Here is a 12,708-nt window from a genome sequence, read left to right on the forward strand (position 1 = left end):
ACGTCGTCCTGTCTCGACGCCGATTCACCGCGAAATCCACGGTAAGTTGCCGGGATGACCGGGAACCTCGACCCGACCGACTGGGCCATCCTCGCCGAGCTGCAACGGGACGGCCGGATCGCGCTCAGCGAGCTGGGCCGCCGGGTGAACCTCAGCGCCTCGGCCACCACCGAACGCGTCCGCCGGCTGGAGTCCGCCGGCGTGATCACCGGCTACCGGGCCGAGGTGGACCTGGGCAAGGTCGGCTACGCGGTGCTCGCGGTCGTCCGCCTGAAGTACCCGGGCAACCGGCACGAGCCGCTGCACGCCCTGCTGGCCGACCGCCCCGAGATCCTGGAGTGCCTGCGCACCACCGGCGACGACTGCTACACGCTCAAGGTCGCCGCCACGTCCATGCCGCACCTGGAGCAGGTCGTCAACGACCTCACCGGCTTCGGCAGCACCACCACGAACATCGTCTACAGCCAGACCCTGCCGTACCGGGGTGTGTCGCAGGCGTAGCGCGACACACCCCGCCGGCGACTACTCCCAGGCCACGGCCGGCGCGCACGTCGCCGGGTCGCGGTCGCGGGCGCCGACGACGATCCGCCCGTCCGGGTCCACCCAGCACTTGGTCCGGTCCCACCCGGCACCCCACTCGCCGAGCAGTGCGCCCTGCGCGTCGAACGCCCGCACGTAGCCGTACTGCTCCCACCCGGCCGGGACCCGCCAGTCCGACGGGTGCGCGATCCGGGCCACGAACGTGCCGTTGGCGATCGTCGCGTCGACCTCCTGCCCGTTGCGCCCGAAGGTCACCCTGGCCACCTTCGACGTCACGCGGCCGACCGCCTGGTCGTACCCGGGCCGGCCCGCGTACTCGGGCTTGCCGCCGTCACCGCCGGAGGCCGAGCTCATCTCGTCCGCGGCGAACTCGCCGGGCAGCCACCCCGTGCGGAGGCCACTGGCCATCGCCGAGTTGTAAGGCATGGTGGGGCCGTCGACCGTGCAGCTCAGCACGTCGTGCTCGGAGTAGAGCAGCGCGAACGTGCCGATCTCGTCGGTCAGGTACTGGTGCAGCACGGGCTCGCTCCTGACGCCCGCGCTGTCCGCGCAGCCCTGCTCGATCTCGGCGATCCGCTCCGGCGCGAGCCCGGCCACCACCGGCGTGGCGGCCGGAGCGGAGGACGTCGTGGTCGGCACGACGGTCGGGCCAACCGCCACGTCGTCACCGCCCTGCTGCCGCGGTGTGACGACCGCGACCAGCGCGACGACGGCCGCCACCGCGACACCGGCGGTGATCAGGGGCGCGAACCGGACGGCACGGCGACCGCCGGTGACCTCGTCCTCCAGCCGCGCGCGGATCCGGGCCCGGCTGCGCGGCGGAACGTCCCGGGTCGGGGGCGGTGCGTGGTTCATCGGTCCTCCAGGGTGAGCGCGGGAGCTGCGACGACCGGTGCCGCGCCCAGCCTGCGGGTCAGCCGGGCCTTCGCCTTGCTGACCCGGGCCCGGACGCTCACCTCGGCGATGCCGAGCACGCCGGCGGCGTCGGCGTACGACACGCCGGACCACACGCACAGCGCGAGCGCTTCCCGTTCGTTGCGCGGCAGTTCCGCCACGGCGGCCAGGAGTCGGGCCATCCGCCGCTGGTCGTCGACCCGCTCGGCCACCTGGTCGGCGTGGTCGGGGACCGGGGCCTCCACCGGCGCCTTGCGGAACAGGCGCAGCCGGCGCGCCACCGTGCGCCGGTCGCTGCGCACCACGTTCGTGGCCACGGCCAGCAGCCACGGCAGGGCGGAGTCGTGCTCCAGCCGCAGCCGGTCCCGCTTGCGCCAGGCCACCAGGAACGTGTTCTGCAGGTGGTCCTCGGCGGCCGCCCACGACGCGGTCAGCCGGAAGCAGTGGTTGTAGACCGCCTTGGCGTGCCGGTCGAACAGCACGCCGAAAGCCGGTCCGCTCCCCGCCGCGGCCTGTGACCACAGGGTGCGGTCGTCGGGGTCATCGGTCGTCATGCACCACTCGTGCCCACCGGGCGTGGAAGTGTTGCCTCCCGGTACGCCAAAGGGCCGCCGCCGGCGAGGTCGGCCTCGTCGTTGAGACCTCCAGGGCGTGGGGGAGAGCGCTCTCACCCCGCGTCCAGCCACACCGGCGGCGGCCCCTCGGACCCGACAACGCCGCCGCCGTGCGTTGCGGGACGACCCGTCTCTGGGAACGTTCCCAGGCTCGACGGTAGCGCACCCCGCAGGCACCTGGCAAGCGCTTTCCGGCGGGGCGGTTCACGCTGCTGAACAGCGGGAACCGCCCCACCGGGCACATCAGGAGGAGTGCGGGCAGGTGTCCCGGTACTCGGAGATCGCCGCATCGCGCGGCGCCGGGCACAGGAACTGCTCGTAGCGGGTGTCGTCGTCGATGAACCGCTTGAGCCACGCGATGCTGTACTTCGCGATCGTGGTGTTCGGGCTGTTCGGCGCGAAGTGGCTCGCGCCCCCCAGTTCCAGGTACGCCTTGTCCAGGGTGGACGGCAGGCCGGTGTAGAACGGCTCGGAGTGCGACCTGACGGACGCGACCGAGTCGTTCTCCGCGCCGACGACCAGGGTCGGCGTCCGCACGGTCGACCACGTCTTGGTGGTGTTCCACGCGGTGAGCGGGATGGAGGCCTGCAGGCTCGGCCGGTCCTTGGTGGCCTCCAGCGCGCCACCGCCGCCCATCGAGTGCCCCATCACGCCCAGTCGCGAGGCGTCGATGCGGCTGCGCACGGTGCTGCTCGTGGTGAGGTAGTCCAGCGCGGCCAGCAGTTGGTCACCGCGCGAGGAGGGCTGGTCGTAGCGGGAGTTCGTGTCGATGATGAAGATGACGAAGCCCTGCGAGGCCAGGCGCGGCCCGAGCCAGGACAGGCTGGACTGCGTGGCCGTGTAACCGGGTGAGACGGCGACCGCGCCGAACGTGCCCTCGGCGGTGCTGGTCGGGTAGTGGATCGTGCCGCCGCCGAAGCCGCGCACGCTCAGCGAGGACACGGTCGTCTGGCTGGTGGCGAACGGCCCGCGGGTGGCCTCGATGCTCGAAGTGGACGGTGCCGGCCCCCTCTCGTAGGGGTTCTCCGCGGCTTGTGCGACCGCGCCGGACGTGGTGAGGGCAACCGTCGCGGCCAGGACCAGGGCGCGACGGGACAGGGGAGACCTCAAGGACATGGCTTTTGTTCCCAGCGTGGCAAGGACTTGGCGGCGTAAGTCCTGAGTGGACCAACTGACCCGGAGGAGTCTGACCCACTACCTACTCTCGCGTCAAGTAAGTGGTTGTGCACACACTGTTACCAGAAAAAGTTTCACCTCCGCGTACCGGGAAACCGATCGACAACCGGAACTGCGACCTGCGAGGAAGCGCTCCCACGGTGGTCTTGACCGCGAACCGGCCGGTCACCAGGATCGGGCGCGACACAGCCGTCGAACGAACGGAACCGCCGATGTCCCGCAGACACCTGAGCGCCGCGCTGGCCGCGGTCCTCGCCGCCGGTCTCATCACCGGAGGCGCCAGCGCCTCCCCGGAGTCGCGCCGTCCGGTCGTCGGCGAGCCGCGCACCGAGCACGGCTGCGCCCGGATCGAGAAGGTGCTCCCCGAGCTGGCCGAGTGGCCGAGGGTGGAGAGCCGCGTCAAGTCCAAGCCCGCCGACGAGCGGCGCGTCCGGGACCTCCTCGCGGGCATGACGCTGGCCGAGAAGGTCGGCCAGATGACCCAGCCGGAGATCGGCGCGATCACCCCGGACGAGGTGCGCGAGTACGGCATCGGCTCGGTGCTCAACGGCGGCGGCTCGTGGCCGAACCGGGACAAGCACGCCGCGCCCGAGGCGTGGCTCGCCCTGGCCGACGCCTACTGGGACGCGTCCAAGGCCAGCCGCACGGGCATCCCCGCCATCTGGGGCATCGACGCCGTGCACGGCAACAACAACGTCTACGGCGCCACGGTCTTCCCGCACAACATCGGCCTCGGCGCGGCGCACGACCCGTGCCTGATCCGGGACATCGGCAAGGCGACCGCCGAGCAGATCCGCGCCACCGGCCAGGACTGGGCGTTCGCGCCGACGCTCGCGGTGCCCCTGGACGACCGGTGGGGCCGCACCTACGAGGGCTTCTCCGAGGACCCGCGGATCACCCGCGCCTACGGCTACGAGGCCACCCGGGGGCTCCAGGGCAACAGCCGCAGCCGGGTCGGCGTGCTCGCCACCGCCAAGCACTTCATCGGTGACGGCGGCACGACCGGCGGCAAGGACCAGGGCGTCAACCCGGCCTCCGAGGCCGAGATGATCAACGTGCACGGCCAGGGCTACTACGGCGCGCTCGCCGCGGGGGCCCAGACCGTGATGGTGTCGTTCAACAGCTGGACGAACGCCGACCTGGGCATCGACGAGGGCAAGCTGCACGGCAGCAAGCTCGCGGTGAACGACATCCTCAAGGGCAAGATGGGCTTCGACGGCCTGGTCGTCTCGGACTGGAACGGCATCGGCCAGGTCGCCGGCTGCACCAACTCGTCCTGCCCGCAGGCGATCAACGCGGGCATCGACGTCGTGATGGTGCCCAACGAGTGGAAGGCGTTCATCGCCAACACGATCGCCCAGGTCGAGAGCGGCGAGATCCCCCTGGCCCGGATCGACGACGCCGTGACCCGCATCCTGCGCGTCAAGCTCCGCTCCGGCGTCCTCGACGGCGAGAAGCCGTCCCGGCGCGACCACGCCGGTTCCGCCGACGCCCTCGAGGCTCGCAAGCTGGCCCGTGAGGCGGTCCGCAAGAGCCAGGTCCTGCTCAAGAACGACCGCCGCGTGCTGCCGCTGAGCCCGAGGTCGAAGGTGCTCGTCGTGGGCAAGAGCGCGGACAGCATGCAGAACCAGACCGGCGGCTGGACCCTGACCTGGCAGGGCACCGGCAACACCAACGCCGACTTCCCCCACGGCACCACCGTGCTCGGCGGTCTCAAGGAAGCGCTCGGCGAGCGGAACGTGGTGTTCAGCGAGACCGGCGACGTCGACCCGGCGGGCTTCGACGCGGTGATCGCGGTGATCGGCGAGACCCCGTACGCCGAGGGCGTCGGCGACATCGGCAAGCGCTCCCTGGAGGCCGCCAAGCTCTACCCGAACGACCTCGCCGTCCTGGACAAGGTCAGCGGCAAGGGCACGCCGGTCGTCACGGTCTACGTCTCCGGCCGCCCGCTGCACGTCAACAAGGAGCTGAACCGCTCCGACGCGTTCGTGGCGGCGTGGCTGCCCGGCACCGAGGGCGGCGGCGTCGCCGACCTGCTGGTCCGCGGCCGGCACACCTACCCCGGCTACACCGGGGAGCTGTCGTTCTCGTGGCCGCGCAGCGCCTGCCAGACCCCGCTGGACGCGGGCGACGACCCGCTGTTCAAGCCGGGCTACGGCCTGCGCTCGCACCAGACCGGCAACGTCGGCCGGCTGGACGAGACCTCGCCCGAGTTCGGCTGCTCCGGCAGCGGTGGCGGCGGCACGGCGACCGAGGACCTGGAGCTGCACGTCCGCACGGACGTCGCCCCCTACCGCAGCTACATCGGCTCGCCCGACAACTGGGGCGGGACCGAGCTCGGCCCGGACGGCGAGGCCGCGCACAGCTCCATCACCGTCGTCCCGGCCGACGTGAACGTCCAGGGTGACGCGATGAAGACGACGTGGACCGGCACGGGTCCGGGCCAGGTCTACGTGCAGGACCCGGCGGGCGGCAGCGACCTGCGCGGCTACCTCAACGCCGACGCCGCGCTGGTGTTCGACGTGATCGTGCACCAGGCGCCGGCCGCCCGGACGGTCGTCAGCACGCACTGCCAGTACCCGTGCTTCGCCGAGGTCAACGCGACCACCGTGTTCACCGGCCTGCCCACCGGCGTGAAGTCCACGGTGAAGATCCCGATCTCCTGCTTCGCCCAGGGCGGCCTCGACCTGGAGAACGTCAACACGCCGTTCCTGGTCTACACCGAGGGCGCGTTCCAGGCCTCGTTCGCCAACGTCCGCTGGGTCCCGAAGGCCGCAGCCGACCCGGACGCGAAGACCTGCGCCGAACTGACCTGACCGACATCCGCCGACCCGGAGCCCTTCCCCGTCAGGGGGAGGGCTCCGCCGCGTTCCGCGGGCCCCTGAGCAGCCCGTTCAGCCGGGCCGCCTGCTTGGTGAGGTGGGCGTGCTCGGCCAGGTCGACCGCCTTGCGCGCCGCCTCGACGTACAGCCGCGCCGCCGCGGCCAGGTCACCGTCGCGCTCCCGCAGGTGCGCCTCCACCGCCGCGTACCGGGGCAGCGCGTCGTCCACCCCGGCGAGCGCCGCCAACCCGGCCCGCGGGCCGTCCGCCTCGCCGACCGCGACCGCCCGGTTGAGCCGCACGACCGGGCTGTCGGTCAGCCCCACCAGCTCGTCGTACCACTCCACGCCCTGCACCCAGTCGGTCTCCTCCGCCCGCGGCGCGTCGGCGTGCAGCGCGGCGATGGCGGCCTGTGCCTGGAACTCGCCCAGCCGGTCCCGGGCCAGGGCCGCCTGGAGGACGGCGACGCCCTCGGCGATCAACCGGGTGTCCCACAGTCCCCGGTCCTGCTCGGCGAGCGGCACCAGGCTCCCGTCCGGCGTGGTCCGGGCCGCCCGCCGGGCGTGGTGCAGCAGCATCAGCGCCAGCAACCCGGCCACCTCCGGGTGGTCGATCGACGCCGCGAGCTGCCGGGTGAGCCGGATGGCCTCCACCACGAGGTCGACGTCCCCGGAGTACCCCTCGTTGAACACCAGGTACAGCACCCTCAGCACGGTGGCGACGTCACCGGGTTGGTCGAAGCGGACGGTCGACACCGTCCGCTTCGCCCGGCTGATCCGCTGCGCCATGGTCGTCTCCGGCACCAGGTACGCCTGCGCGATCTGCCGCGTGGTCAGGCCGCCGACGGCGCGCAGCGTGAGCGCGACCGCCGACGACGGCGTCAGCGACGGGTGGGCGCACAGGAAGTAGAGCTGGAGCGTGTCGTCCACCGCCGCCGCGGGCCCCGGCTCCGGTTCCCCGTCCACGACCTCCTCGCGGCGCCGACGCGCGGCGTCCGCCCGGGTCGCGTCGAGGAACCGGCGCCAGGCCACGGTGACCAGCCAGCCCTTGGGGTCGCGCGGCGGGTCGTCCGGCCACACCCGGACCGCCTCGACCAGCGCGTCCTGCACCGCGTCCTCGGCCGCCGCGAAGTCGGCCCCGCGGCGGACGAGGATCGTGAGCACGCTCGGCGTGAGGCCGCGGAGCAGGAGTTCGTCCATCGTCCGGCGTCAGTCCGCGATGGTGTGCGACGACGTCAGGAACGGGCGCAGCTCCAGCCACTCGTGGATCGGCCGCCCGCCCGCACCGGGTGCCGCGGACAGCTCGCCCGCCAGTTCCACCGCCCGCTCGTAGCTGTCCACGTCGATCACCATCCAGCCCGCGATGAGGTCCTTGGTCTCGGCGAACGGCCCGTCGGTGACCGGCGGGCGGCCCTCGCCGTCGTACCGGACGAACGTCCCCTGCGGGGCGAGCGCCTGGCCGTCCACGAACTCGCCCGTCTCCTCCAGCCGACGCGCGAAGTCGTTCATGTACTGGACGTGGGCCGTGATCTCCTCCGGCGTCCACTGGTCCATGGGCACGTCGTTGACCGCCGCCGGAGCGCCGCGGTAGTGCTTGAGCAGCAGGTACTTGGCCATGGTGGTTCTCCTCGGTGCTGCGGTGCGTCCCATTCTGGTCGCACTTCCACCGCGGGGACGGAGCCGAGGACGGGTTCTCGACATCACGGCCGGAAGATTCTTTCAGTACCCCACCGTGAACCGGACACCTCGGTGCCGGGGCGTCTCGGCCTCGTCCAGCAGGGCCACCGCCAGGTCCTCGACCGAGATGGTCGACCCGACCTGCTCGTCCCGGCCGACCCGGAACACGCCGGTCCGCTCACCGGGCTCCAGCAGCGACGGCGGGCTGAGGTAGGTCCAGTCCGCCGCGCGGTCGGCCAGGCACACCGCCAACTGCTCGGCGCACGCCCGGGCGATGGGCTTGAGCTCGTCCGGGAAGCCGGGTGCCTGCTCCACGGTGTGCCCCTCGGGGGTCACGAGCGTGGCGGCCCCTCCCACCAGCACCAACCGCGCCCCGGTCCGCGTCACGCCGGCGAGCAGCGCCCGGGCCGCCTCGACCAGTTGGTCCTCCTGCCCGTCGACCGGCCGGGTGGCGCTGATCACCAGGTCGGAATCGGCGCTGAGCCGCACGACGTCCGCGACCACCCGCGCGTCCCCGACCTCGGCGCCGGCCGCGGGCTTCCGGCTGACGGGCGTGACCTCGTGCCCGCGCCGCCGTGCCTCCTCCACCACGCGCCGACCGACGCTACCGAACGCTCCGAACACGGTGATCCGCACCGCTTCCCCCCTCCTGCTCGACCTTCTCGTCCTGCTCGACCCTCTGTGCCGGATCGCTCCGGGCCGGATTCCCCTGGGCCACGACCAGCGCCGCGAGCACGACCACCGCACCGAAGACCTGCGACGCGCTCAGGCCCTGGTCGAGCACGAGCCACCCGACCGCCGTCGCGACCACGGGGCTCAGCAAACCGAGGAACGTGACCTGCGTGGCGGCGAGCACCCGGATCCCCCGGAACCACAGCGCGTACGCCACCGCGCCGCCGATGATCCCCAGGTAGGCGAACCCGCCGACGTTGGCCGCGGTCATCGCCGGCGGCGCCCCTTCGACCAGGAACGTCACCGGCAGCAGCACGAGACCGCCGGCCACGAGTTGCCACCCGGTCAGGGCCGGCAGCGGGGCGGGCGACGCCCACCGCTTGCCCAGCACGACGCCGGCGGCCATCGCGACCGCGCCACCGAGCGCCGCCGCCACCCCGACCAGGTCCAGCCGCGCGTCCGCCCGCAGCACCAGCAGCGCCACGCCCACCACTCCCGCGATCCCGGCGAGCGCCGTCCGCGTCGTCATCCGCTGCCCCAGCAGCACCACCGCCAGCCCGGCCACGATCAACGGCTGCACGGCGCCGACGGTCGCCGCCACCCCGCCCGGGAGCCGGTAGGCGGCCAGGAACAGCAACGGCAGGAACACGCCGATGTTCAGCGTGCCCAGCACCAGCGAGCGCCACCACCAGTCGCCCTCCGGCAACCGCCGCGTGACCGCCACCAGCACCAACCCGGCCGGCAACGCCCGCAGCAGCCCGGCGAGCAGGGGCCGGTCCGGCGGCAGGTACTCGGTGGTGACGTAGTACGTCGTGCCCCACACGGCGGGGGCGAGCGCGGTCACCCATTTGCTTAGCACTAAGACAAACTATCTCATCGCTAAGCTATCTGTGGCGTGACTTGGCTCACCGCTAAGCTGGTTCGGTGGCAGACCACGTCGACCTCGTCGTCAGCCAGTGGCACGCGCAGCGCCCCGACCTCGACGTCTCGCCGATGGCGGTGATCGGCCGGCTCAGCCGCCTCGCCCGCCTGGTCGACGGCGAGCTGGGCAAGACCTTCGCCGCGCACGGCCTGGACCGGGCGTCGTTCGACGTCCTGGCCACCCTGCGCCGCAGCGCCCCGCCGCACCGGCTGACCCCGACCGAGCTCATGCGCGCCTCGATGGTCACGTCCGGGGCCGTCACCCAGCGGCTCGACCGGCTCGAAGCACGCGGCCTGGTCGTGCGGACCCCGAACGAGCACGACGGTCGCGGCGTCGTCGTCGCCCTCACCGACGGCGGGCTCGACCTGGTCGACCGGGTGCTGCCCGACCACCTCGCCACCGAGGACCGCCTGCTCGGCGCGTTGTCGACGGCGGAGCGGACGGCCCTGGCGGACACGTTGAAACAGGTCTTGGAGTCCCTCGGCGACAAGTGAGCGCAGGCGTACCCGCGAGTCCGCGCGAGCTGACCGCTCCGCACCGATCCCCTCGGTCCTCCCGCTTGCCGCACCCGTGCCGGTTGCGGTTCCCCGGGGTGCACGCGATCCAAGGGGGACCCCCGTGAACCGACGACGTTGCGCACTTCTCGCCGCCACCGGCACCCGTGCCGCCGACCTACGGCTGCCACCCCGTGGCCGACCCGGGCTTCCCGACCGCCCGTTCCGCCGCCCGGGGCTTCGGCGACGGCTCCGCGCTGGAACTGTTCGCCGACACCACCTGCACCACCCGCGTCGCGACCGTCCACCACGAGGTCCCGACCACCACCGCCGCCTCCTACCGCCTCACCCCCATCCCCACCTGACCGCGGGAGTCCTGCGTCCGGAGCGCGTGAGTCCACGCTCGGCGGACCGGGCGATCGGTCCGAGCGTCGCACCCAGGGGTCCTGGACGGGGGACTCCCGGGTCAGAGGGTGGCGGTCCAGGTGGTGACGGCTCGGTGGTAGGAGGAGGCGTTGGGGGCGTAGTTGATCGAGTGGCCGTAGTCGGGCAGCACGTAGGACCCCAGGCGGGCCGACGGTGAGAAGAACGGGGCCTCGGAGGCGCGCAGGGCGTCCGCCGAGGAGCAGTCGCTGCCCAGCGGTTGGCCGCAGAAGTGGGTGTCGCCCGCGCCGACCACGACCAGCACCGGCACGTCGATCAACCGGGTGAACGGGATGACCACGTTGTGCAACGTGATCGTGTCCACCGCCTCGGACACCGCGAACACGTCCTTCGTGGCCTCGTCGAACCCGATCGCGTCCGGCACCCGCGGGCCGGGCGCGTGGAACGAGTCGTAGCGGCGGCCGGGCGCGGTGGTCAGGTAGCCCAGGTCCAGCCCGGACCGGTGCAGCTGCGGGTCCAGCACCGCCGGGATCATGCCCGCCAGCGCCGGCACCACGGTGACGAGGTTCATCCGGTGCGTGAATCCGGTGACCAGCACGCCGTCCACGTCGTGGTACGTCCCGGCCTCGATCATCGCCATGGCCGACCCGATCGAGTGACCCCCGACGACCACCTTCTCGAACCGCGGCCGCACCGCCCGCACCACCTGGTGCACGGCGTGCGCCTGCGTCGACGCCGTCACGAGCGCGCTCAGCGGCCGCGAGCTGCGGCCGGTGCCGAGCCGGTCCACGGCCAGCGTCGCGATCCCGGCCCGGTTCATCGCCTGCCGGTACGACCGGGTGTCCGGCGAGTACGAGATGTCCCAGTAGGCGCTGTTGTACGTGCCGCCGGGGATCAGCACCTGCACGGTGGACGCGCTCGCCGGCGTGCACAGCCTGCCGTGCACGTGGTGCGCCGTGCCGAGCACCGGCACGGGAACGGTCAGGTCCTCACACGTGACCGGCGCGGCGCTCGCCGGCGCGGCGGGCAGCAGGCCGGCCGCCGCGGTGAGCAGGGCGACCGCGGACAACCGTAAACGCGACCAACGCACGATCCGACAACCTCCGGGTAGTGGGGCTCAACGGGGCACCGCCGTCATCAGCAGACCGCTGGGGTAGGCGGCGGAGGTGAACTTGGTGCGCACGGGCTTGCCGGGCACCGGGACGAGCCGCCACCGGGAGAGCACGGTGGCGAGCGTGATCACGACTTCCGCCTGCGCGAACGCGTTGCCCACGCACTGGCGGACGCCCGCCGCGAACGGGATGTACGCGCCGCGGGGCACGGCGTGGGAGGGGGACAGCCACCGGTCGGGGTCGAACCGGTGCGGGTCGGGGAAGGACGCCGGGTCGTGGTGCAGGGCGTGCGGGCTCACGATCACCTCGGCGCCCGCGGGTAACCGCACCCCGTCGAGGTCGACCGGCTCGACCGCCCGCCGCATCAGGATCCACACCGGGTACATCCGCAGCACCTCGTGCACGACGGCCGCCGTGTAGGTCAGCCGCGGCAGGTCGGCGAAGGTCACCGGCCGCCCGCCCAGCACCTCGTCGAGCTCGGCGACCAACCGGCGTTCGACCTCCGGGTGCCGCGACACCTCGTGGAACGCCCACGCCAGCGCCAGCGCCGTGGTCTCGATGCCCGCGGTGAGCAGGGTCAGCACCTCGTCGTAGGTCTGCTGGTCGGTCATGCCGTCACCGGACTCGTCCTGCGCCCGCAGCAACGTCGACAGCAGGTCACCGTGGTCGGTGACGCCCTCGGCCCGCCTGCTCCCGATCACGTCGAGCACGATCGCGCGCATCCGCCCGATGGCCCGGTCGAACTCCCGGTTGCCCGGCAGCGGCAGCCGCTCCGCGAACGACGGCGACAACGCGCGCACCATGCCCTGCTTGATGATCACGAACACGGACCGCCGCACCTCGGCGACCGCCCGCTGCCCGAGCCCGGTGGAGAACAACGCCTCGCCGACGACCGTGACGGCCAGGCCCTGCATGTCGTCCTCGACCACCCGCACCTCGCCGGGCGTCCACGACTCGGCCAGGGCGGTCGCCGCCCGCGCCATCGTGGTCGTGTAGCGGGCGATCCGGTCGCGGTGGAACGCCGGCTGGACCATCCGCCGCTGCCGCAGGTGGAAAGCACCGTCGGACAGCACCAGGCCATTGCCGACGTACGGCCGGAACTTGTCGAACATCGCGCCTTTGCGGAACCGCGGACCGTCCGTGACCAGCACCTGGTGCACAAGTCGAGGAGTGGTCACGAAAAATGTGGTCATCGGGCCGAGGTCGACCCGCACCACATCGCCGTGATCGCGCAGTGATGCGGTGAACTCGTGTCGGCGGCGGATCATCGCCAGTGAGTGGCCGAGGAATGGCAGGCGGCCGGGGGCCACCGGGACAGCCATGCCCGCTCCTGTCTACGCCGAAAGTGACGGCCCACAATAGGACCCGTTCGGTGGAAGCTGATAGTGCCCGTTCGGGTGGGT

The 12,708-nt window shown here is 72.5% G+C and carries 13 protein-coding genes; 4 read left to right on the top strand and 9 right to left on the bottom strand.

Annotation, left to right across the window (positions count from 1 at the left end):
- Positions 1-54: 54 nt before the first annotated feature.
- Positions 55-501: an Lrp/AsnC family transcriptional regulator gene (locus tag FHX81_RS26775; protein WP_141980808.1), complete on the top strand. Its 447-nt coding sequence runs from the start codon at positions 55-57 to the stop codon at positions 499-501.
- A gap of 21 nt (positions 502-522) precedes the next feature.
- Here FHX81_RS26775 and FHX81_RS26780 read toward each other — a convergent pair whose 3' ends face one another.
- The 3 genes from FHX81_RS26780 to bdeA form a co-directional block, all read right to left on the bottom strand.
- On the bottom strand, positions 523-1,395 hold the full coding sequence (locus FHX81_RS26780; protein ID WP_141980809.1) for a hypothetical protein: 873 nt from the start codon (positions 1,393-1,395) through the stop codon (positions 523-525).
- Complete coding sequence (locus FHX81_RS26785; RefSeq protein WP_141980810.1) at positions 1,392-1,988, bottom strand: RNA polymerase sigma factor; 597 nt, start codon at positions 1,986-1,988, stop codon at positions 1,392-1,394. Before FHX81_RS26785 ends, FHX81_RS26780 begins: the two co-directional genes overlap by 4 nt.
- Positions 1,989-2,291: 303 nt before the next feature.
- Positions 2,292-3,164 (bottom strand): bis(hydroxyethyl) terephthalate hydrolase, encoded by an 873-nt coding sequence (bdeA, locus tag FHX81_RS26790; RefSeq protein WP_141980811.1) that lies wholly within the window; start codon positions 3,162-3,164, stop codon positions 2,292-2,294.
- A gap of 272 nt (positions 3,165-3,436) precedes the next feature.
- Here bdeA and FHX81_RS26795 point away from each other — a divergent pair, with 272 nt between their 5' ends.
- Positions 3,437-6,040 (top strand): glycoside hydrolase family 3 protein, encoded by a 2,604-nt coding sequence (locus tag FHX81_RS26795; RefSeq protein WP_141980812.1) that lies wholly within the window; start codon positions 3,437-3,439, stop codon positions 6,038-6,040.
- Positions 6,041-6,071: 31 nt separating this feature from the next.
- On the opposite strand, the gene FHX81_RS26800 is transcribed toward FHX81_RS26795, so the two are convergent.
- The 4 genes from FHX81_RS26800 to FHX81_RS26815 all read right to left on the bottom strand — a co-directional run bounded on the left by FHX81_RS26800 (position 6,072) and on the right by FHX81_RS26815 (position 9,237).
- Positions 6,072-7,244 carry an RNA polymerase sigma factor gene (locus FHX81_RS26800; protein WP_141980813.1) on the bottom strand — a complete coding sequence of 391 codons (1,173 nt, stop codon included), beginning with the start codon at positions 7,242-7,244 and terminating at the stop codon, positions 6,072-6,074.
- 9 nt (positions 7,245-7,253) lie between these two features.
- The gene (locus FHX81_RS26805) at positions 7,254-7,661 is read right to left on the bottom strand and encodes a YciI family protein (RefSeq protein WP_141980814.1); all 408 of its coding nucleotides are present in this window, start codon (positions 7,659-7,661) and stop codon (positions 7,254-7,256) included.
- A gap of 102 nt (positions 7,662-7,763) precedes the next feature.
- Positions 7,764-8,357, bottom strand: coding sequence for an NAD(P)-dependent oxidoreductase (locus tag FHX81_RS26810; protein WP_141980815.1), 594 nt, complete (start codon positions 8,355-8,357; stop codon positions 7,764-7,766).
- Positions 8,326-9,237 carry an EamA family transporter gene (locus tag FHX81_RS26815; RefSeq protein WP_425473845.1) on the bottom strand — a complete coding sequence of 304 codons (912 nt, stop codon included), beginning with the start codon at positions 9,235-9,237 and terminating at the stop codon, positions 8,326-8,328. The genes FHX81_RS26810 and FHX81_RS26815 overlap by 32 nt, the downstream gene beginning before the upstream one ends.
- Positions 9,238-9,317: 80 nt before the next feature.
- Here FHX81_RS26815 and FHX81_RS26820 point away from each other — a divergent pair, with 80 nt between their 5' ends.
- Complete coding sequence (locus FHX81_RS26820) at positions 9,318-9,809, top strand: MarR family winged helix-turn-helix transcriptional regulator (RefSeq protein WP_141980817.1); 492 nt, start codon at positions 9,318-9,320, stop codon at positions 9,807-9,809.
- Between the two features lie 167 nt (positions 9,810-9,976).
- Positions 9,977-10,174 (top strand): hypothetical protein, encoded by a 198-nt coding sequence (locus FHX81_RS26825; RefSeq protein WP_141980818.1) that lies wholly within the window; start codon positions 9,977-9,979, stop codon positions 10,172-10,174.
- Positions 10,175-10,275: 101 nt separating this feature from the next.
- Here FHX81_RS26825 and FHX81_RS26830 read toward each other — a convergent pair whose 3' ends face one another.
- Both FHX81_RS26830 and FHX81_RS26835 read right to left on the bottom strand, forming a co-directional pair.
- The gene (locus FHX81_RS26830) at positions 10,276-11,262 is read right to left on the bottom strand and encodes an alpha/beta hydrolase (RefSeq protein ID WP_246107987.1); all 987 of its coding nucleotides are present in this window, start codon (positions 11,260-11,262) and stop codon (positions 10,276-10,278) included.
- Positions 11,263-11,310: 48 nt separating this feature from the next.
- Complete coding sequence (locus FHX81_RS26835; RefSeq protein ID WP_141980820.1) at positions 11,311-12,627, bottom strand: cytochrome P450; 1,317 nt, start codon at positions 12,625-12,627, stop codon at positions 11,311-11,313.
- Positions 12,628-12,708 lie beyond the last annotated feature (81 nt).

This window comes from Saccharothrix saharensis, from assembly GCF_006716745.1.
GTDB lineage: Bacteria > Actinomycetota > Actinomycetes > Mycobacteriales > Pseudonocardiaceae > Actinosynnema > Actinosynnema saharense.